Raw genomic sequence first — 19646 nt, 5'->3', positions numbered from 1 at the left:
ACGTAATCAGGTCGTCTCAACAGTACGGCCGCGGGGTCCTGGGGACACCGCGGCCGTACTGCTCTAGCAGGGGTACTACTTCTTGAGGGCGTCCATCGCGCGCTGCGTGACGTCCGCGACCTCACCGAGGGCCGGGATGGTCACCAGCAGGCCCTGGGCCTTGTAGTAGTCGATGATCGGCTCGGTCTGCGTGTGGTAGACCTCAAGCCGGTTGCGAACGGTCGCCTCGGAGTCGTCGTCGCGCTGGTACAGCTCGCCACCGCAGGTGTCGCAGACGCCCTCGGTCTTCGGAGCGGCGTACACGACGTGGAAAACGTGCGCGGACTCGTTGCGGCAGATCCGGCGGCCGGCGATGCGCTTGACCACCTCGTCCTCCTCGACCTCCAGGTCAAGGACGGCGTCGAGCTTCATGCTCGCGGTCTGCAGCATCTCGTCCAGCGCCTCGGCCTGCGAGACGTTGCGCGGGAAGCCGTCCAGCAGGAAGCCGTTGACGGCGTCCGGCTGCTCCATCCGGTCCTTGGCCATGCCGATGGTGATCTCGTCGGGGACGAGGTCACCGGCGTCCATGAACGCCTTCGCGCGCTGGCCCAGCTCGGTGTTCTTGCTGATGTTGGCGCGGAAGAGGTCGCCCGTGGAGATGTGCGGGATCGACAGGTTCTTCGCAAGGAACGCGGCCTGCGTTCCCTTGCCCGCACCGGGCGGTCCGACGAGGACGATTCGCATCAGCGGAGGAACCCTTCGTAATTGCGCTGCTGGAGCTGGCTCTCGATCTGCTTCACGGTTTCCAGACCCACACCCACGATGATGAGGATGCTCGTCCCGCCGAACGGGAAGTTCTGGTTCGCTCCGAAGCCGGCCAACGCCATCGTCGGCACAAGAGCGATGAGACCCAGGTACAGCGACCCCGGCCAGGTGATCCGGTTGAGCACGTAGCTCAGGTACTCGGCGGTGGGTCGACCGGCACGGATACCCGGGATGAACCCACCATACTTCTTCATGTTGTCTGCAACTTCCTCGGGGTTGAAAGAAATCGCCACGTAGAAGAACGCGAAGAAGACGATCAGGAGGAAGTAGGCGGCGATGTAGTACGGGTGGTCGCCCTTGACGAAGTGCTTCTGGATCCAGGTGGCCCAGCTCGCGGTCGAGCCACTGAACTGCACGATCAGTGCAGGGATGTACAGCAGCGACGAGGCGAAGATGACCGGGATGACACCGGCCTGGTTCACCTTGAGCGGGATGTACGTCGAGGTGCCCCCGTACGCACGGCGGCCGATCATGCGCTTCGCGTACTGGACCGGAATCCGTCGCTGCGCCTGCTCGACGAAGACCACCAGGGCGACCATCGCCAGGCCGACGAGGATGACCACGCCGAACTCGACCCAGCCGTCGGCGATCTTGCCCTGGAGCTTGATCTGCCACAGCGCGCCGATGAAGCCGGCGGCGATCGAGATGAACATCAGGATCGACATGCCGTTGCCGATGCCGCGGTCGGTCACGAGCTCACCGAGCCACATGACGACGCAGGTACCCGCGGTCATCGTGATGACCATGACGATCGTGGTGAAGATCGACCGGTTCGGGACGATCTGGCTGGCGACCTGGCAGCCCTGGAACAGGGCACCAGTGCGGGCAGTGGCGACGAGGCCGGTGCCCTGCAGGATCGCGAGTGCGACCGTCAGATAGCGCGTGTACTGAGTGATCTTCGCGGTGCCGGACTGACCCTCTTTTTTGAGGTTCTCCAGCTTCGGGATGACCACGGTCAGCAGCTGCAGGATGATGCTCGCCGTGATGTACGGCATGATGCCGAGCGCGAAGATCGTGATCTGCAGCAGCGCACCGCCGCTGAACATGTTGACGAGACCGAAGAGGCTGTTGCTGCTCCCGGCCTGGTCGACACAGATCTGAACGTTCTTGTAGCTCACGCCGGGTACCGGGATGTGGGACCCGAGCCGGAACAGCATGATGATGCCGAGCGTGAAGAGCAGCTTCTTGCGCAGGTCGGGCGTCTTGAACGCCCGGGCGAACGCGGTGAGCACGGTGCCTCCTGCGACCCCCGCGCTACTGCGTCAGAGGTGACGGTCTGAGGGATCGACGAATACGTACAAGCAAAGGTGCAGGCCACCTTACCGGCGACTGCGCCCCCCGTGGAACGACCAACCGGGGATGCCCCATATGTGAGGCATCCCCGGTCGGGTTTTACTCGCTATTTGTCACCTGGTACGTGCTAGACGAGCTCGGTGACGGTGCCGCCGGCAGCGGCAATCTTCTCCTTGGCGGAGGCGGAAACGGCGTCAACCGACACCGTCAGCGCCACGGAGATCTCGCCCTGGCCCAGGACCTTGACGAGGCTGTTCTTGCGAACCGCGCCCTTGGCGACCAGGTCGGCCACCGTGACCTCTCCACCCTCGGGGTAGAGAGCGCCGAGCTTGTCCAGGTTGACAACCTGGAACTCGGTGCGGAACGGGTTCTTGAAGCCCTTGAGCTTCGGCAGGCGCATGTGGAGGGGCATCTGCCCACCCTCGAAGCGCTGCGGGATCTGGTAACGGGCCTTCTGGCCCTTCGTACCACGACCTGCCGTCTTACCCTTCGACGCCTCACCACGACCGACACGGGTCTTCGCGGTCTTGGCGCCGGGGGCGGGACGGAGGTTGTGGGCCTTCAGCGGGCTGTTCTCAGCCATGATTAGTCAACCTCCTCAACCGTCACGAGGTGGCGGACGGTGTGAACCATTCCGCGGAACTCGGGGCGGTCCTCCTTGACGACGACGTCGTTCAGGCGCTTGAGCCCGAGCGAACGCAGCGTGTCGCGGTGGTTCTGCTTGCTGCCGATGTACGACTTCGTCTGCGTGATCTTGAGGCGAGCCATTACGCACCCGCCCCAGCACGTGCACGGAGCAGAGCCGCGGGGGCGACGTCCTCAAGGGGCAGACCGCGGCGAGCCGCGATCTCCTCGGGACGCTGCAGGCCCTTGAGGGCCGCCACGGTCGCGTGCACGATGTTGATCGCGTTCGAAGAGCCGAGCGACTTCGACAGAATGTCGTGAACGCCGGCGCACTCCAGAACGGCGCGCACCGGACCACCGGCGATAACACCGGTACCCGGGGCAGCCGGCTTCAGGAGCACGACACCCGCGGCACGCTCGCCCGTGATCGGGTGAGGGATGGTGCCCTGGATGCGCGGAACCTTGAAGAAGCTCTTCTTGGCTTCCTCGACACCCTTGGCGATGGCCGCGGGAACTTCCTTGGCCTTGCCGTAACCGACACCTACAGTGCCGTCACCGTCGCCCACCACGACCAGCGCGGTGAAGCTGAAGCGGCGACCACCCTTGACAACCTTGGCGACGCGGTTGATCGCGACAACGCGCTCAACGTAAGCGGTCTTCTCGGCGGCAGGGCCACCGTCGCGACCCTTCCGGTCCCGCCGCTCGCCGCCACCGGCACCGCTTCCGCGGCGCTGGGGTCCAGCCATTGGATTACCTCTCTCTGTTACGTCCGTGAGTCCCGGAACCGGGGCTTAGAACTTCAGCCCGGCTTCGCGGGCGGCGTCAGCCAGAGCGGCAATGCGCCCGGCGTATCGGTTGCCACCGCGGTCGAACACGACGGTCTCGACACCCGCGGCCTTGGCACGCTCGGCGACGAGCGCGCCGACAGCCTGGGCCTGCGAGCTCTTGTCGCCTTCGCCACCGCGGATCGAAGCGTCCAGGGTCGACGCGGACGCCAGGGTGTGACCCTGGAGGTCGTCGATGACCTGAGCAACGATGTTGCGGTTCGAACGCGTCACGACGAGGCGCGGACGCTCCGCCGTACCCGAGACGTTCTTGCGGATGCGGATGTGGCGGCGAGCCTTGGCAGCGCGCTTGTACGCGTCGCCCTTGGCGATCTTCACACCGTATGCCATGGCTACTTACCAGCCTTTCCGACCTTGCGGCGGATGACCTCGCCGGCGTACTTGACACCCTTGGCCTTGTACGGGTCGGGCTTCCGCAGCTTGCGGATGTTGGCGGCGACCTCGCCGACCTTCTGCTTGTCGATGCCCTCGACCGAGAACTTGGTGGGCGACTCGACCTTGAAGGAGATGCCCTCGGGCGCCTCGATCAGGATCGGGTGGCTGTAACCAAGCTGGAACTCCAGAGCGGAGCCCTTCGCGGCGACGCGGTAACCGACACCGCTGATCTCGAGAGCCTTGACGTATCCCGTGGTCACACCGGTGATCATGTTCGCCACCAGCGTGCGGGACAGGCCGTGCAGGGCCTTGTTCTGACGCTCGTCGTTGGGGCGGGTGACGTTCAGAACGCCGTCCTCACCCTTGACGATCTCGATCGGCGCGGCGACGGTGTGCGAAAGGAGACCCTTGGGGCCCTTCACTGCGACCGTGCGGCCATCGATGGTGACGTCCACACCGGCGGGAACCTGGATGGGGAGCTTGCCGATTCGCGACATTGCTTTTCCTCCGTTCCCGACTACCAGACGTAGGCGAGGACTTCCCCACCTACGCCCTTCTTGCCTGCCTGCTGGCCGGTCAGGAGACCGTGGGACGTGGAGATGATCGCCACGCCCAGGCCGCCGAGGACCTTCGGCAGGTTGGTGGACTTTGCGTACACGCGCAGACCGGGCTTCGAGATCCGCTTGATGCCCGCGATGGAGCGCTCACGGTTCGGCCCGAACTTCAGCTCGAGGACGAGGTTCTTGCCGACCTCGGCGTCCTCGACCTTCCAGCCGGTGATGAAACCCTCCTGCTTGAGGATCTCCGCGATGTGCGACTTGATCTTGCTGTGCGGCATCACGACAGTGTCGTGGTACGCCGAGTTAGCGTTACGCAGACGGGTCAGCATGTCTGCGATCGGGTCAGTCATGGTCATGAAGTGGCCTTCGGCCTCTCTCGCCGGGGTTTCCTGTATGCGCCATCCCTCTCCCCACTCAGTGGCGGGACGGGTGCGGTGCGGGGACCTACGGCGTAGTAAGTCGTTATGGGCGACGGACGCCCAACCACACAAGCCTAAGGCATGCGCGGCCGGGCACCCACCGTCCAGATGCTTACCGAGAGTGCCTGGTACTCCCCAAGTCCTTGCGGACGAGGGTGATTTACCAGGAGCTCTTGGTCACGCCCGGCAGCTCGCCACGGTGAGCCATCTCACGAAGGCATACGCGGCACAGGCCGAACTTGCGGTACACGGAGTGGGGACGACCGCAGCGCTGGCAGCGGGTGTACGCACGCACACCGAACTTGGGCTTGCGGGCAGCCTTCGCGATGAGAGCCTTCTTCGCCATCTCGCTTACGCCTCCTTGAAGGGGAAGCCGAGGTGACGAAGGAGCGCGCGGCCCTCAGCGTCGTTGGTCGCCGTGGTGACCACGGTGATGTCCATACCCCGGGTACGGTCGATCTTGTCCTGGTCGATCTCGTGGAACATGACCTGCTCCGTGAGACCGAAGGTGTAGTTGCCACGGCCGTCGAACTGCTTCGGCGACAGACCACGGAAGTCACGGATACGCGGCAGCGCGAGCGACAGCGTACGGTCCAGGAACTCCCACATGCGGTCACCACGGAGGGTGACGTGGCAGCCGATCGGCTGACCCTCACGCAGCTTGAACTGCGCGATGGACTTGCGGGCCTTCGTGACGGCCGGCTTCTGACCGGTGATCGTCGTCAGGTCGCGGATGGCGCCGTCGATCAGCTTGGAGTCGCGGGCGGCGTCGCCCACACCCATGTTGACCACGATCTTCACGAGGCCGGGGATCTGCATGACGTTCTCGTACGAGAACTCTTCACGCAGCTTGCCCGCGATGTCCTCGCGGTACTTCGTCTTGAGACGCGGAGTGGTAGCCATCAGATGTCCTCACCCGTCCGCTTGGCAACGCGGATCTTGTTGCCCTCGTCGTCGAAGCGGAAACCGACGCGGGTAACGACCTTCTGGCCGTCCTTCTCCACAACCAGCTGAACGTTGCTGACGTGGATCGGCGCCTCGGTGATCACGATGCCGCCGGTCTGCGAGCCACCAGCGGTCTGGCCGGCCTTGGTGTGCTTCTTGACCCGGTTGACACCCTCGACGAGGACACGGTTCTCAGTAGGGATGGCCTGAATGACCTTGCCCTGCTTGCCCTTGTCCTTACCGGTGATGACCTGGACCAGGTCGCCCTTCTTGATCTTCATGCTTACAGCACCTCCGGCGCGAGCGAGATGATCTTCATGAACTTCTTCTCGCGCAGCTCACGGCCCACCGGGCCGAAGATACGGGTGCCGCGAGGGTCGCCGTCGTTCTTCAGAATGACGGCGGCGTTCTCGTCAAAGCGGATGTACGAGCCGTCCTGGCGGCGACGCTCCTTGACGGTGCGAACGATGACCGCCTTGACGACGTCACCCTTCTTCACGTTGCCACCGGGGATCGCGTCCTTGACGGTGGCGACGATGACGTCACCGATGCCCGCGTAGCGGCGACCGGAACCACCGAGAACACGGATGCAAAGGATTTCCTTGGCACCAGTGTTGTCGGCGATACGCAGTCGCGACTCCTGCTGGATCACGTGTATCTCCTGTTTGTCTGCCGGTTCCCGGCGGGGGCTTCACTCCGAGGAGCGAGGCCCCCACCGAGCCTGGCGGAACTGACCTGAGGGAAACCCCTCAGGTGATTACTTGGCCTTCTCGAGGATCTCGACGATGCGCCAGCGCTTGCTCGCCGACAGCGGACGCGTCTCCATGATGAGGACGCGGTCGCCGACGCCGGCAGCGTTCTGCTCGTCGTGAGCCTTGAGCTTGTTCGTACGGCGGATGACCTTGCCGTACAGCGCGTGCTTGACGCGGTCCTCGACGGCGACGACGACGGTCTTGTCCATCTTGTCGCTGACGACGAGACCCTCACGGGTCTTGCGGAAGCCGCGCTCGTTCGTCTCAGTCACGTTCTTCTCGCTCATCAGGCGCTCTCCACCGTCTCGATACCGAGCTCACGCTCGTGCATCAGGGTGTAGATGCGAGCGATGTCCTTACGGACGGACTTGAGCCGGCCGTTGTTCTCCAGCTGACCCGTGGCCGCCTGGAAGCGGAGCTTGAACAGCTCCTCCTTGGCCTCGCGCAGCTTGCCAACGAGCTCCTCGTTGCCGAGCTCACGCAGCTCGGACGCCTTGGTTCCCGTCGCCATCACGACTCACCTGCCTCGCGCCGAACAATCCGGCACTTCATCGGAAGCTTGTGAGCAGCGCGGGTGAGCGCCTCACGAGCAATCTTCTCGTTCGGGTAGGACAGCTCGAACATGACCCGGCCCGGGTGCACGTTGGCGATCCACCACTCGGGAGAACCCTTACCGGAACCCATGCGGGTTTCGGCCGGCTTCTTCGTGAGCGGACGGTCCGGGTAGATGTTGATCCAGACCTTGCCGCCACGCTTGATGTGGCGGGTCATCGCAATACGAGCCGCCTCGATCTGGCGGTTCGTCACGTACGCCGGGGTCAGCGCCTGGATGCCGTACTCGCCGAACGAGACCTCAGTACCGCCCTTGGCCATACCGCTGCGCTTCGGGTGGTGCTGCTTGCGGTGCTTGACCCTACGAGGGATCAGCATGTCGGTCAGGCCTCCGTTCCGGTGCTCTCGGCCGGAGCGGCGGCGGGAGCGTCGGCCTTGGGGGCCTCGGCACCAGCAGCCTGCTGCGGCTTGCGGCCACCACGGCCGCCGCGCTCGCCACCACGGCCACCACGGCCGGCGGGACGGTCGCCAGCGCCTGCGGCACCACGGGCCGGGCGGTTACCCGCACGGGCCGCAGCGTTCTCGGCGCGAACCTCGGCGATGTTCTTGACGTCGCCCTTGTAGATCCAGACCTTCACACCGATACGGCCGAAGGTGGTCTTGGCCTCGAAGAAGCCGTAGTCCACGTTCGCGCGCAGCGTGTGCAGCGGCACACGACCCTCGCGGTAGAACTCGGAGCGGGACATCTCGGCGCCGCCGAGACGGCCGCCACACTGGATCTTGATGCCCTTGGCGCCGGCCTTCATGGTGCCCTGCATGCTCTTGCGCATGGCACGACGGAAGGAGACGCGGGAGGAGAGCTGCTCGGCAACGGCCTGAGCAACCAGCTGAGCGTCGAGCTCGGGGTTCTTGACCTCGAGGATGTTCAGCTGGACCTGCTTGCCCGTGAGCTTTTCGAGGTCGCCGCGGATGCGGTCGGCCTCGGCGCCACGGCGGCCGATGACGATGCCCGGACGAGCGGTGTGGATGTCCACACGCACGCGGTCACGGGTGCGCTCGATCTCAACCTTCGAGATGCCGGCGCGCTCCATGCCGGACGTCATCATCCGACGGATGGCGACGTCTTCCTTGACGTAGTCCTTGTACAGCTTGTCGGCGTACCAACGCGACTTGAAGTCGGTGGTGATGCCGAGCCGGAACCCGTGCGGGTTTACCTTCTGGCCCATTACCGGGAACCTTCCTTGCTGCTGACGACCACGGTGATGTGGCTGGTCCGCTTGCGGATCCGGTAGGCACGGCCCTGCGCACGCGGACGGAACCGCTTCAGGGTCGGGCCCTCGTCCACGTACGCCTCGCTGATGACCAGCGTGGAGGCGTCCGGGTGGTTGTAGTTGTGTGCGGCGTTGGCAATGGCGCTGTCAAGCACCTTGCCTACCGGCACGCTCGCGGCCTGCGGGGCGAAACGCAGGACCGCCTGAGCCTCCGTGGCATCCATGCCACGGATGAGGTCCACCACTCGGCGGGCCTTCATGGGCGTGACGCGGATGTACCGCGCCTGGGCCCTGGCTTCCATGGTTGTCCCTTCGGTGTTAGTCATAGTCGTAACCACCCCGCGATTAGCGGCGCTTCGACTTCCGGTCGTCCTTGACGTGGCCGCGGAAGGTGCGAGTCGGCGAGAACTCGCCGAGCTTGTGGCCGACCATCGACTCGGTGACGAACACCGGGACGTGGGTCTTGCCGTTGTGCACCGCGATGGTGTGACCCAGCATGGCCGGGATGATCATCGAGCGACGGGACCAGGTCTTGATGACGTTCTTGGTACCAGCTTCGTTCTGAGCGTCCACCTTCTTAACGAGGTGTCCGTCGACGAAGGGTCCCTTCTTGAGACTGCGCGGCATCTAAACCCGCTCCTAGCGCTTCTTGTTCGTCTTGCGGCGGCGGACGATGTACTTGCTCGAAGCCTTCTTCGGCGAGCGAGTACGACCCTCCTTCTGACCCCACGGGGAGACCGGGTGGCGACCACCGCTGGTCTTGCCCTCACCACCACCGTGCGGGTGGTCAACCGGGTTCATCGCGACACCGCGGACGGAGGGGCGAACGCCCTTCCAGCGCATGCGGCCGGCCTTGCCCCAGTTGATGTTCGACTGCTCGGCGTTGCCGACCTCGCCGACCGTCGCGCGGCAGCGCGCGTCGACCAGGCGGATCTCACCGGACGGCATACGAAGGTGGGCCATCGTGCCCTCCTTCGCCAGCAGCTGCACGGAGGCACCCGCGGAACGGGCGAACTTGGCGCCACCACCGGGACGGAGCTCGATCGCGTGGATCGTGGTACCGACCGGGATGTTGCGGAGGGCCAGGTTGTTGCCGGGCTTGATGTCGGCCGTGGGGCCGTTCTCAATCCGGTCGCCCTGGGACAGACCGCGGGGAGCGATGATGTAGCGCTTCTCGCCGTCCGCGTAGTGCAGGAGCGCGATGCGCGCCGTGCGGTTGGGGTCGTACTCGATGTGCGCGACCTTGGCCGGCACGCCGTCCTTGTCGTGACGACGGAAGTCGATCACGCGGTAGGCGCGCTTGTGTCCACCACCCTGGTGGCGAACGGTGATCCGACCGGTGTTGTTACGGCCGCCCTTGCTGTGCAGCGGGCGAACCAGCGACTTCTCCGGCGTGGACCGCGTGATCTCGACAAAGTCGGCGACGCTGGAGCCACGACGGCCCGGGGTCGTCGGCTTGTACTTGCGGATACCCATTTCTCAGTCCTCGTCCGATTCCGGACGACTAGACCTCCGTTAGGAGGCCTGGCCGCCGAAGATGTCGATTCGGTCGCCCTCAGCGAGGGTCACGATGGCGCGCTTGGTGTCAGCGCGCTTGCCGAAACCGGTCTTGGTGCGCTTGCGCTTACCCTGACGGTTGATCGTGTTGACCCCGGTGACCTTGACCCCGAAGACCGCCTCGACGGCCTGCTTGATCTGGGTCTTGTTGGAGCCGGGCGCGACGATGAACGTGTACTTGTTCTCGTCCAGCAGCGCGTAGCTCTTCTCCGAGACAACCGGCTTGATCAGCAGGTCGCGCGGGTCAGTGAAGGTCTTGCTGGTAACGGTCGCCTCAGACATCAGGCGTCGCTCCCTTCGGTCTCATCGGCCTTGGGGCCAGACACGAAGGACTCGAAAGCGGCCTGAGTGAAGACCACGTCGTCAGAGACGATCACGTCGTACGTGTTCAGCTGGCCCGGCTCCAGGATGTGAACCTGGGGCAGGTTGCGGGCGGACAGCCACGCGGCCTCGTCGGCGCGCTCGACGACCAGGAGCAGGTTCTTGCGCTCCGAGATCTTGCCGAACAGCGTCTTGGCGGCCTTCGTGGAGGCGGCACCCTCGACCACGCCGGTGACGACGTGGATGCGGGAGTGACGCGCACGGTCCGAGAGGGCACCGCGGAGGGCGGCGGCCTTCATCTTCTTCGGGGTCCGCTGGGAGTAGTCACGCGGCTGCGGGCCGTGGACGACGCCACCGCCGACGAACTGCGGAGCGCGGGTCGAACCCTGACGGGCGCGGCCGGTGCCCTTCTGGCGGTACGGCTTGCGGCCACCACCACGGACTTCGCCGCGACGCTTGGTCTTGTGCGTGCCCTGACGGGCAGCAGCCAGCTGAGCGACAACGACCTGGTGGATCAGCGGAACGCTGGTCTTCGCGTCGAAGATCTCCGCGGGGAGCTCGACGGTACCGGCCTTGTCGCCTGCCGGCGAAAGGATGTCAATGGTGCTCATTACCTCAAGCCCCCTTGGCCGCGGTACGGACCAGGACGAGGCCGCCGTTCGGACCGGGGACTGCGCCCTTGATGAGGAGCAGACCCTTCTCCGCGTCAACCGCGTGGATGGTCAGGTTCTGGGTGGTGACGCGCTCGTTGCCCATGCGACCGGCCATGCGCATGCCCTTGAAGACACGCCCAGGGGTGGCGCAGCCACCGATCGAACCGGGGGAGCGGTGCTTGCGCTGCACACCGTGACCGGCGCCGAGGCCCCGGAAGTTGTGCCGCTTCATGACACCGGCGAAGCCCTTGCCCTTGCTGTTGCCCGTGACGTCAACCTTGACGCCGGACTCGAACACCTCAGCAGTGATCTCCTGGCCGAGCGTGTACTCGCTGGCGTCGGAGGTGCGGAGCTCCACCAGGTGGCGGCGGGGGGTCACGTCGGCCTTGGCGAAGTGGCCCTTGAGGGGCTTGTTCACCTTGCGCGGGTCGATCTCGCCGAAGGCGATCTGGACCGACTCGTAGCCGTCGATGTCGTTCGTACGGACCTGGGTAACGACGCAGGGCCCGGCCTTGACGACGGTCACCGGGACGACACGGTTGTTCTCGTCCCAGACCTGGGTCATGCCGAGCTTCTCGCCCAGGACGCCCTTGATCTGCTTTGCCATCTTCTCGACGCCTCTCAGAGCTTGATCTCGATGTCAACGCCGGCCGGAAGGTCCAGGCGCATCAGCGAGTCAACGGTCTTGGGCGTCGGGTCGAGGATGTCGATCAGGCGCTTGTGCGTGCGCATCTCGAAGTGCTCGCGCGAGTCCTTGTACTTGTGCGGCGACTTGATGACGCAGTACACGTTCTTCTCAGTGGGCAGCGGCACCGGGCCTGCGACCGACGCACCAGTGCGGGTCACCGTCTCGACGATCTTCTTCGCCGAGGAGTCGATGACCTCGTGGTCGTAGGCCTTGAGCCGGATGCGGATCTTCTGTCCCGCCATGGCTACTCCGTAGTCCTGTCTGTTGTGGAAACGCTCTGGCTCTCGGCCGGCTGTGGATCTCTCCACCGCTTCTCTCCGACCCACGCGGTCGGGCGTGTCGCACTCCCTCTACAGAAAATTCCCATACGGAAACTCCCTCGTCCAAGGGGGTGCGGCCCAAGGCCGCGGTTCGGGGGAGAAACACCCACCGAGCGCCTGGCGAACACCGTGCTGACGCTTCCCAGAAGATTCCCGTACGTCCGCCCCATTGCTGCCCCGAGAGGCAGATAAAGGCGACGAGTACTGTGGGACTCGCTTCCGGTCCTCCCGGCGGGAGGCGCGCAGCATCGGCACTCAGCCGAGCAACTTGAGTAGTCTGCCATACAAGACACGTACTGCGCCAATCGGGCCGAAGAGAATACCCCTCCGTGGTGTCTGGTCAAACCGCGCCACGCAAACGGGAGCGGGACCCCCGGGAAGGGGTCCCACCAGCAGGTGGCAGCTACTTCTTGCCCGCGGCCTTGTCGGCCTCCGCCGCCGCCTTCCGGGCGTCCTTCTCGGCCTGGGCGTCCCGCTCGATGTCCGCCCGCGAGCGCACGCGCTTGGGCGCCTTCATCCCGCACACGCTGGGCCAGTCGTCGGCCACGATGCCGGCGCACCAGATGTAGTCCTGGATCTCGCCGGGCTTCCAGTCGTCCTTCTCGATGTCCTTGCAGTCCTTGACGGGCGAGAAGCGCGGGCAGCTACCGTCCCGCTGCTTGATCACGTGTGCGCGGTACGCGTCGATGCCCATCGAGTCGACGTCGGACGAGGGCATGTACCGGTTGACGGACCAGGACGCTCCCATGGTCGCGAACAGGGCGACCACGCACACCATGCCGGCGGCGAGCTGGCGCACCACCCGCCGGGGGACGACCCGGGCGACCACGGCACCGGATGCCGCGCCGGCCGGGCGCAGCGTGCGCTCGATCCACCCGGAGCCCCGGTTGACCGCGGCCATCACGCCGAGCACGGCCAGGATCATCAGGCAGTACATGATGATCCACGTGGTGCGCGGGTAGAGCTGGATGGCCTTGTCGTGGGCCATGCGCCCGGCGAACCAGAAGCGGGCCAACCAGGCGCCTGCGAGGACCGCGGCCGCGGTGCGGACCATGACGTTGCGCAGGCCGAGGCCGAGGCCGAAGCCCACCCCGAGGAGCAGCAACAGGGCGAATCCGCTCTGGCCAGCCAGCTCGCCGGCCGCCGGCCAGGTCTGGTAGGTCAGGGTCCCGGAGCGGTCGGAGACCCAGCCGAGGACGTACGTGGGGTCCGCGTAGACGGCGAGGAAGGCGTAGCGGTCGGGGTTCTCCGCGCCCAGCCTGACCATCTGGTACAGCAGCGGGGCGCCGACGACGACGGTCGACGCCAGCGTGACCGCGACGTACAGGCCGGCCCGCTTGGCCGTCGCGGCGCCCTGGCGCCACGGGAAGAAGAACAGCGCGGCCATGACGGCTCCGGGCGCGGCCCAGATGTACCAGCCGGAGTACCAGAGGAACAGCGCGCCGAAGACCAGACCGAGGCCCGCGCCGCGCTGCAGCAGGTGCTTGGTGGTGCGCCGGCCCGCCCGGCGCATCTCGCGCAGCCAGTAGCCGAGCAGTGGCAGCAGCACGATCATGACGATGTGGCTGTAGGGGCGGATCGGGTCGAGGAAGACCACCGCGGCGGGGACCGCGATCAGCAGTGCCCAGAAGGGCCGCAGCAGTATCCGCCAGGCCAGGTAGGCCATCGGTCCGGCCACGGCGGTGAAGAAGATCTGGAGGTCGTGCAGGGCGAAGCCGGTCTCGCCGCGGCCGTTGTAGCGGATCTTCGCCCAGAGGGCGATGAGGGCCGGGAAGGCGGGCGGGTAGATGCCCGACATCCCCTCGTGGTGCAGGAACGAGTTGGCCATGTCGATCAGGACGCCCGGGTCGGCCTCCTGGCCGCCGAGCGGGTGGGGCGTGCCGCGCAGGGCGACGACGACACCGCCGGCGATCACGCCGGTGGCCAGGCCCGCGAGGGCGGCGCAGACGAGGCGCTTGACCAGCTGGTGGCGCCGGGCCGCGCCCCGGTGCGCGGTGTACAGGAGCAGCCCGAGCAGCGGCAGGCCGATGAGCGCGGCGTACTGCTGGAGCTTGGCGAGGCCGCTGACCTGGCCGAGGCGGACGATCGGGTTCACGCTGATGTGCCGGCTGAGCAGCACGTAACCGAGGGCCGCCGTGAGGCTGACGACGCCCTCGGCGACGGCCAGCACCCGACGCCGGGACCTCCACGGGCGGCGGGTCGCCGAGGTGGACGAGACCGGTCCGGCATCCGGGATCCCGGTACCGGTCCGGCGGTGCGCCGTGCCGGATGCTCCGACGACCTCGGGGGCCAGGTGTGTCATCTCAGTCCAATTCCGTCGCGGGTGTCAGTCGGCGCGCTGACCGGCGGTGAAGGCGTGCTTGGCCAGCGTGCGGACGCCCTCGCGGTGGCCGCGGCGCAGGGCGCCGGGGAGCATGGTGATGGCGTGCAGCCGGGAGGCGCTGTGGAAACGGGCCGCGCGCGCGGCCTTGGTCCAGCCGCGGGCGTCCATGCGGGCGGCCACGGCGGAGAAGTACCGTTCGGCCTCGGTGAAGCGGGTGCCGGAGAAGGCCTGCACCGACGATTCGCTGACCGCGTGGCGGCGGTACCGGAACACCGTGGTGGACTCGTCGATCAGCATCTGCTCGCCGAGTTCGAGGAGGTCGACGACCAGGGCCAGGTCCTGGATCACCGAGTACTCGTCGCGGAAGTTGACCCCGCGCAGGGCCTCGCCGCGCCAGCAGATCGACGGGAAGTACAGCCAGTTCCCGCGCAGCACGCTGGTGGCCAGCTCCTCGCCGCCCATCAGACGCCGGTCCTTGACCTGCGGTGCGTACAGCCGCCGCTTGGTCTGGTCGGCCAGCCCGTACGCGACCTGGCCGGTGCCGTCGATGACCTCGACGCCGGGCTGGACCATGCCGATGCCCGGGTTGTCGGCGATGAGGCCGCGGACGGTCTCCAGGTAGTGCGGGTGCAGCAGGTCGTCGCAGCCCATGATGACGACGTAGTCGGCTTCGGAGAGCCGTACGCACTTCTGGAAGTTCTTGGTGATGCCGAGGTTCTGCTCGTTGCGGGTGTAGTGCACCCGCTCGTCGCCGAGGGCCTCGAACCAGCCCGGGACGTCCGGCTCCTTGCCGTCGTCGACGACGACGAGGCGGAAGTCCCGGTCCGTCTGCGCCAGGACGCTGCGGACGGCGTCCTGCATCAGCTGCACGTCCCCGTAGTAGGGGAGCATGAAGTCGAAGGTCACCACGGGACTTCAGGCCTTCACGGAGTCGGCGTCTGCGGGCTTCGGCTCCGCGGCGGGCGCCGGCTCGGTCGCGGGCGCACCGATGGTCGTGCCGAGGCGCGCGTCGTTGTGCCGCGCACCCTCACTCAGGGCCACCGTCCGGGCCAGGTCGGTGATCTTCTTCTCCAACGAGCGGAAGCGCAGGAAGGTGTTGAGGGTCAGGAAGCCCATGGCCAGCACCATGACGTACAGCACCAGGTCGGTGCCGCGGCCGACGCCGAGCTGGTGCGCCACCCACGTGACGTCCGTGGGGCGGAGCACGGCGTACACGTTGACGACGACGAACACCGAGAACGCGATGCGCTTCCAGGCACGGTTCTTCGCCTGGCCCCACGTACGTATGAACATCAGTGCCATCGACACCGAGCCCGCGATGAGCAGCAGCTGGATCCAGAAGTACTTCATCAGCGGTTTCGCTCCCGCATCGTGATGTCAAAGATGATGTTGACGCCGTTGATCAGGGACTGGCCCTTGGCGCGCGAGTACTCGGTGTAGAGGATGTCCACGGGGACCTCGGTGACGCGCAGGCCGGACCCGGCCAGGAAACCGACGATCTCGGACGCGTGCGCCATGCCGTTCATGGTGATGTCCAGCTGCTCGGCCGCCTTGCGGCTGAGCACGCGCAGGCCGTTGTGCGAGTCGGTGAGCTTGAGCTTGCGGGCGGTCGGGCTGACCGTCGCGGCCGTGCGCAGCACGACGCGCTTGATCCACGGCACTTGGCCGTTCTGCTCGATGAAGCGCGAGCCGAGGACCACGTCGGCCTCGTCGTCGCGCAGCACCTGAACCATCTTCTCGACGTCGTGCGTCTGGTGCTGGCCGTCCGCGTCGAACGTCGCGAAGTAGCGGGCACCGGGCTGCGCGAGGGCGTACTTGAGGCCGGTCTGGAGGGCGGCGCCCTGGCCGAGGTTGACCGGGTGGCGCACCAGGTGGGCACCGGTCGTCGCGATGTGCTCGGACGAGTTGTCGGAGCTGCCGTCGTCGACGACGACTATGTTCGGGAAGGTCGCACGCGCTCCCTCGACCACATCGGCGATCACCTGGCCCTCGTTATAGGCCGGTATGACCAGCCAGACATCGTCGTATTGGGACACGGTAGCTCCAGCGGAATGTGGCACGTGCGCGTGCTCGGTGATCGGTGGGACGTCGGAAGCCGGCATGGTCACTCCCCGACCGCTCCGGCGCCCAGTGGGCTTGCGGCGACCTTGTGCCCGGGTCCTTCGGTTGCGCCCGGAACTGCTCCGGGGAACCTCAGCCTCAGCACGGCCAGCATACCGAGCACGGTGGCGAGGGATCCGAGAGCGTAAGCCAGGATGACGCGCAGGGCCACTTCGCCCGGAGCGAAGGTGACGCCGATCAGGACGGCGGTGCCGATGGCCCAGCAGAGCAGTTGCAGGTTGTGCCGCTTGAATACCATCAGCGCCTGGCCCAGCACCATCGCGAACATGTATGCGACGGTGCCCGCGGACAAAAGGAAGAAGTCGAGGCAGCCCAGTACGGGGCCGGCGTCGAACAGCACCTTGATCAGCCAGGGGCCGAGCGCGGTCGCGGGTACGCCGCCGAGCAGCCCCAGCAGCCCGACGACCACGCCGATGCGGCGCAGCATCGCCGAGAACGCCGCCCGGTCGCCGGCCGTGTAGGCGGCGGTGAGCCCGCCCAGCAGCGAGGCCTGGAGCGAGCCGAAGACGAACAGCGGCACCCGGGCCAGGACGAGCGCGTTCAGCAGCGCCGCGATCAGCACGCTGTCGGTGGGGGCGAGCAGCTTGGTGCTCATCACCGCGGCGTTGACGACGACCTGGGACAGCAGCGTCGAGCAGATCAGCAGGCCGAGCCCGGCGGTCAGTTCCCGCCAGGCGATCTCCTCGCCGGGCTCCACGGCGCGCAGCAGCGTGGGCAGGGTGACCAGCGTCGCGGCGATCGGCGCGACGGCGAGGACCAGGCTGAAGGCGAGCGCGGAGTGCAGCCCGGCCAGCGCGCAGCCGAAAGCGAGGGCGATGCGCAGCCCGCCGTCGACGGCGAGTTGGGTGCCGTACGCGCCGAACCGGCCGAGGCCGGCCAGGACCCCGCGGGTCAGGTAGCAGACGGCCATGCCGGTGAAGGCGCCGCCGAGGGCCGCCACCAGGCCGCGGTCGCCGCGGAAGAGCAGGTCGGCGATGGGGCCCGCACCGGCGGCCAGGACGAGCAGGGTCGCGCCGAGGATGCCCGCGGTCAGCAGGGTGGCCCGGCGCAGTACGGGGGCCGCGCCCTGGCCGAGCACCACGCGGGCGGCGACGATGCGGGTGAGCTCCTGCTCGATGGGGAAGAAGATGCCGAGGCCGAGCGCCATGACGATCGTCCACAGGACCGAGACGTTGGCCATGGCGTCCGTGGACAGGCTGTGGCCGGCCACGCCCAGGTGGACGTACGAGGCCGCACCCAGCACGACGGTGCCGCCGGCCACCGCGACGGTGCCCGGCGGCAGCGCCGCGGTGAGCCTGCTCAGCAGGGACTTCATCCCGTACTGCCGTTCCTGGCCGCGGCGGCCAGCGCGGTGAAGGCGGGGGTGGCCAGGGCCTCGGCGAGCTGCTCGCGCCAGTCGGCGAGCGGGGGCAGGCCCGCCTGGTCCTCCCAGGCGTCGTGCCCGAGCACGCTGAACGCGGGGCGGGCGGCGGGACGGACGAACGCGGCGGAGGTGGTCGGCCGGATCCGCTCGGGGTCGAGCCCGCTCAGCCGGTACGTTTCGCGGGCCAGCCCCATCCAGGTGGTCCGGCCGCTCGCGGTGCCGTGGTAGATCCCGCCCATGGCCCAGCCCTTCAGCGCGGCCAGGCCGAGGTCGACCAGCCGGCGGGCCAGCGCGTAGGACCAGGTGGGCTGGCCGTGCTGGTCGTCGACGACGTCGAGGGTGTCGCGCTGGGCGGCCAGCTTGAGCATGGTGGCGACGAAGTTCGGACCGTGCTCGCCGTACAGCCAGGCGGTCCGGACGATGTAGCCGTCCTGCGGCAGCAGTTCGGCGACGGCCTGCTCGCCGAGCAGCTTGGAGCGCCCGTACGCGTTGAGCGGGCCGGTCTCGGCGTCCTCGCGGTACGGCTCCGTGGCGTCGCCGGGGAGCACGTAGTCGGTGGAGACGTGCAGCAGGCGCACGTGGGCGGCGGCGCAGGCCTCGGCGAGGACGCGCACGCCGGTGCCGTTGACCGCGGTCGCGGCGTCCTCGGCGGTCTCGGCGCCGTCCACGTCGGTCCAGGCGGCGCAGTTCACGACCACGGTGACGCCCTCGACCGCCGCGCGGACCGCGGCCGGGTCGGTGATGTCGAGGTCTGCGCGGCGCAGGCCCACGGCCTCGATCTTGGCGGCCTTCAGGACCTTCAGGACGTCCTGGCCGAGCATCCCGGCGGCGCCGGTGACGAGCCAGCGCCCGGCCAGCGGGTTGGTCCTCACTTCTGCAGGGCCGCCTTCGTCTTCAGCGGCTCCCACCAGGCGCGGTTCTCGCGGTACCACGCGACCGTGGCGGCGATGCCGTCCTCGAACGTGACCTGCGGGGCGTAGCCGAGCTCGGCGCCGATCTTGCTGATGTCGATGGAGTAGCGCAGGTCGTGGCCCTTGCGGTCCTCGACCTGTTCGACCATGTCCCAGCCGAGGCCCGCCGCTTCGAGCAGGACGCCGGTGAGCTCCTTGTTGGTGAGCTCGGTGCCGCCGCCGATGTTGTAGACCTCGCCGGCACGCCCCTTGCGCATCGCCAGGTCGATGCCGCGGCAGTGGTCGGAGACGTGCAGCCAGTCGCGGACGTTGCCGCCGTTGCCGTACAGCGGGACCTTCTTGCCGTCCATCAGGTTCGAGACGAACAGCGGGATGACCTTCTCCGGGAACTGGTAGTGCCCGTAGTTGTTGGAGCAGCGCGTGACGACGACGTCCATGCCGTGCGTGCGGGCGTAGGCCAGGGCCAGCAGGTCGGAGGAGGCCTTCGAGGCGGAGTACGGGGAGTTCGGGACCAGCGGCCACTCCTCGGTCCAGGAGCCCTCGCTGATCGAGCCGTACACCTCGTCGGTGGAGATGTGGACGAAGCGGCCGACGCCGTGCTTGCGGGCGGCGTCGAGCAGCACCTGCGTACCGACGACGTTGGTCATCACGAACGGGCCGGCACCGGCGATCGAGCGGTCCACGTGGGACTCGGCGGCGAAGTGCACCACCACGTCGTGCCCGGGCATCACCTGGTCGACGGCCTCGGCGTCACAGATGTCGCCCTTGACGAACTTGTAACCGGGGTGGTCCGCGACCGGGGCGAGGTTGGCTTCGACACCGGAGTAGGTCAGCTTGTCGAAGACCGTGATCTGGGCCGATGCGTCTGCACCGAGCTGCTGGCGAACGAATTCTGAACCGATGAAGCCGGCGCCGCCGGTCACGAGGATGCGCATAATATGGAGAGTCT

30 protein-coding genes are annotated in these 19646 nt (G+C 67.2%); all 30 read right to left on the bottom strand.

What is annotated here, in order from left to right:
• Nucleotides 1–75 precede the first annotated feature (75 nt).
• Nucleotides 76–723 (bottom strand): adenylate kinase, encoded by a 648-nt coding sequence (locus tag OHA65_RS22560; protein WP_327284926.1) that lies wholly within the window; start codon nt 721–723, stop codon nt 76–78.
• On the bottom strand, nt 723–2036 hold the full coding sequence (gene secY, locus OHA65_RS22555; protein ID WP_327284925.1) for a preprotein translocase subunit SecY: 1314 nt from the start codon (nt 2034–2036) through the stop codon (nt 723–725). Before secY ends, OHA65_RS22560 begins: the two co-directional genes overlap by 1 nt.
• Before the next feature lie 188 nt (nt 2037–2224).
• Entirely contained in the window at nt 2225–2680 is a 456-nt protein-coding gene (rplO, locus tag OHA65_RS22550) for a 50S ribosomal protein L15 (RefSeq protein ID WP_030154704.1), read from the bottom strand.
• Between the two features lie 2 nt (nt 2681–2682).
• On the bottom strand, nt 2683–2865 hold the full coding sequence (rpmD, locus tag OHA65_RS22545) for a 50S ribosomal protein L30 (RefSeq protein WP_005313525.1): 183 nt from the start codon (nt 2863–2865) through the stop codon (nt 2683–2685).
• Nucleotides 2865–3467: a 30S ribosomal protein S5 gene (gene rpsE / locus OHA65_RS22540; protein WP_008739695.1), complete on the bottom strand. Its 603-nt coding sequence runs from the start codon at nt 3465–3467 to the stop codon at nt 2865–2867. Before rpsE ends, rpmD begins: the two co-directional genes overlap by 1 nt.
• A 45-nt stretch (nt 3468–3512) precedes the next feature.
• Nucleotides 3513–3896, bottom strand: a complete 384-nt coding sequence (gene rplR, locus OHA65_RS22535) for a 50S ribosomal protein L18 (protein ID WP_030008471.1) — start codon at nt 3894–3896, stop codon at nt 3513–3515.
• Nucleotides 3897–3898: 2 nt separating this feature from the next.
• Nucleotides 3899–4438 (bottom strand): 50S ribosomal protein L6, encoded by a 540-nt coding sequence (rplF, locus tag OHA65_RS22530; protein ID WP_030154703.1) that lies wholly within the window; start codon nt 4436–4438, stop codon nt 3899–3901.
• Between the two features lie 20 nt (nt 4439–4458).
• Nucleotides 4459–4857, bottom strand: a complete 399-nt coding sequence (gene rpsH / locus OHA65_RS22525; RefSeq protein ID WP_007265911.1) for a 30S ribosomal protein S8 — start codon at nt 4855–4857, stop codon at nt 4459–4461.
• Nucleotides 4858–5080: 223 nt separating this feature from the next.
• Nucleotides 5081–5266, bottom strand: a complete 186-nt coding sequence (locus OHA65_RS22520; RefSeq protein ID WP_003956452.1) for a type Z 30S ribosomal protein S14 — start codon at nt 5264–5266, stop codon at nt 5081–5083.
• Nucleotides 5267–5271: 5 nt separating this feature from the next.
• Nucleotides 5272–5823 carry a 50S ribosomal protein L5 gene (gene rplE, locus OHA65_RS22515; protein ID WP_030154702.1) on the bottom strand — a complete coding sequence of 184 codons (552 nt, stop codon included), beginning with the start codon at nt 5821–5823 and terminating at the stop codon, nt 5272–5274.
• Nucleotides 5823–6146, bottom strand: coding sequence for a 50S ribosomal protein L24 (gene rplX / locus OHA65_RS22510; protein ID WP_266626434.1), 324 nt, complete (start codon nt 6144–6146; stop codon nt 5823–5825). The genes rplE and rplX overlap by 1 nt, the downstream gene beginning before the upstream one ends.
• A gap of 2 nt (nt 6147–6148) precedes the next feature.
• Complete coding sequence (rplN, locus tag OHA65_RS22505; RefSeq protein WP_008739701.1) at nt 6149–6517, bottom strand: 50S ribosomal protein L14; 369 nt, start codon at nt 6515–6517, stop codon at nt 6149–6151.
• Between the two features lie 105 nt (nt 6518–6622).
• The gene (rpsQ, locus tag OHA65_RS22500) at nt 6623–6904 is read right to left on the bottom strand and encodes a 30S ribosomal protein S17 (RefSeq protein WP_030026328.1); all 282 of its coding nucleotides are present in this window, start codon (nt 6902–6904) and stop codon (nt 6623–6625) included.
• On the bottom strand, nt 6904–7128 hold the full coding sequence (rpmC, locus tag OHA65_RS22495) for a 50S ribosomal protein L29 (RefSeq protein WP_008739703.1): 225 nt from the start codon (nt 7126–7128) through the stop codon (nt 6904–6906). Before rpmC ends, rpsQ begins: the two co-directional genes overlap by 1 nt.
• Nucleotides 7128–7547, bottom strand: a complete 420-nt coding sequence (gene rplP / locus OHA65_RS22490; protein ID WP_112447745.1) for a 50S ribosomal protein L16 — start codon at nt 7545–7547, stop codon at nt 7128–7130. Before rplP ends, rpmC begins: the two co-directional genes overlap by 1 nt.
• A 5-nt stretch (nt 7548–7552) precedes the next feature.
• Nucleotides 7553–8395, bottom strand: coding sequence for a 30S ribosomal protein S3 (rpsC, locus tag OHA65_RS22485; RefSeq protein WP_266626437.1), 843 nt, complete (start codon nt 8393–8395; stop codon nt 7553–7555).
• Nucleotides 8395–8742 carry a 50S ribosomal protein L22 gene (gene rplV, locus OHA65_RS22480; protein ID WP_007265904.1) on the bottom strand — a complete coding sequence of 116 codons (348 nt, stop codon included), beginning with the start codon at nt 8740–8742 and terminating at the stop codon, nt 8395–8397. The genes rpsC and rplV overlap by 1 nt, the downstream gene beginning before the upstream one ends.
• Before the next feature lie 43 nt (nt 8743–8785).
• Nucleotides 8786–9067, bottom strand: a complete 282-nt coding sequence (gene rpsS, locus OHA65_RS22475; RefSeq protein ID WP_030154697.1) for a 30S ribosomal protein S19 — start codon at nt 9065–9067, stop codon at nt 8786–8788.
• A gap of 12 nt (nt 9068–9079) precedes the next feature.
• Complete coding sequence (gene rplB / locus OHA65_RS22470; protein WP_030298213.1) at nt 9080–9916, bottom strand: 50S ribosomal protein L2; 837 nt, start codon at nt 9914–9916, stop codon at nt 9080–9082.
• 39 nt (nt 9917–9955) lie between these two features.
• Nucleotides 9956–10279 (bottom strand): 50S ribosomal protein L23, encoded by a 324-nt coding sequence (gene rplW, locus OHA65_RS22465; protein WP_030154694.1) that lies wholly within the window; start codon nt 10277–10279, stop codon nt 9956–9958.
• Nucleotides 10279–10929 carry a 50S ribosomal protein L4 gene (gene rplD, locus OHA65_RS22460; RefSeq protein ID WP_030008466.1) on the bottom strand — a complete coding sequence of 217 codons (651 nt, stop codon included), beginning with the start codon at nt 10927–10929 and terminating at the stop codon, nt 10279–10281. The genes rplW and rplD overlap by 1 nt, the downstream gene beginning before the upstream one ends.
• 4 nt (nt 10930–10933) lie before the next feature.
• Nucleotides 10934–11578 (bottom strand): 50S ribosomal protein L3, encoded by a 645-nt coding sequence (gene rplC, locus OHA65_RS22455; RefSeq protein ID WP_007265899.1) that lies wholly within the window; start codon nt 11576–11578, stop codon nt 10934–10936.
• Nucleotides 11579–11592: 14 nt separating this feature from the next.
• Complete coding sequence (gene rpsJ, locus OHA65_RS22450; RefSeq protein WP_003948644.1) at nt 11593–11901, bottom strand: 30S ribosomal protein S10; 309 nt, start codon at nt 11899–11901, stop codon at nt 11593–11595.
• Nucleotides 11902–12382: 481 nt separating this feature from the next.
• Complete coding sequence (locus OHA65_RS22445; protein WP_327284924.1) at nt 12383–14281, bottom strand: hypothetical protein; 1899 nt, start codon at nt 14279–14281, stop codon at nt 12383–12385.
• 24 nt (nt 14282–14305) lie between these two features.
• Nucleotides 14306–15208: a glycosyltransferase gene (locus OHA65_RS22440; protein ID WP_327284923.1), complete on the bottom strand. Its 903-nt coding sequence runs from the start codon at nt 15206–15208 to the stop codon at nt 14306–14308.
• A gap of 9 nt (nt 15209–15217) precedes the next feature.
• Nucleotides 15218–15652, bottom strand: coding sequence for a DUF2304 domain-containing protein (locus tag OHA65_RS22435; RefSeq protein ID WP_327284922.1), 435 nt, complete (start codon nt 15650–15652; stop codon nt 15218–15220).
• A complete protein-coding gene (locus OHA65_RS22430; RefSeq protein ID WP_327284921.1) occupies nt 15652–16338 on the bottom strand; it encodes a glycosyltransferase family 2 protein in 687 nt (228 codons plus the stop codon). The genes OHA65_RS22435 and OHA65_RS22430 overlap by 1 nt, the downstream gene beginning before the upstream one ends.
• 68 nt (nt 16339–16406) lie before the next feature.
• Complete coding sequence (locus tag OHA65_RS22425; RefSeq protein ID WP_328763392.1) at nt 16407–17738, bottom strand: hypothetical protein; 1332 nt, start codon at nt 17736–17738, stop codon at nt 16407–16409.
• Nucleotides 17735–18643 carry a dTDP-4-dehydrorhamnose reductase gene (rfbD, locus tag OHA65_RS22420; RefSeq protein ID WP_328765223.1) on the bottom strand — a complete coding sequence of 303 codons (909 nt, stop codon included), beginning with the start codon at nt 18641–18643 and terminating at the stop codon, nt 17735–17737. The genes OHA65_RS22425 and rfbD overlap by 4 nt, the downstream gene beginning before the upstream one ends.
• Nucleotides 18644–18654: 11 nt before the next feature.
• Complete coding sequence (rfbB, locus tag OHA65_RS22415; RefSeq protein ID WP_327284919.1) at nt 18655–19632, bottom strand: dTDP-glucose 4,6-dehydratase; 978 nt, start codon at nt 19630–19632, stop codon at nt 18655–18657.
• Between the last annotated feature and the right edge of the window lie 14 nt (nt 19633–19646).

The organism is Streptomyces sp. NBC_00045, assembly GCF_045041095.1.
In the GTDB taxonomy this organism is placed as follows: domain Bacteria; phylum Actinomycetota; class Actinomycetes; order Streptomycetales; family Streptomycetaceae; genus Streptomyces.
The sequence above is the reverse complement of the archived record's forward strand: the minus strand, read 5'-3'. Positions and strand labels throughout refer to the sequence as shown.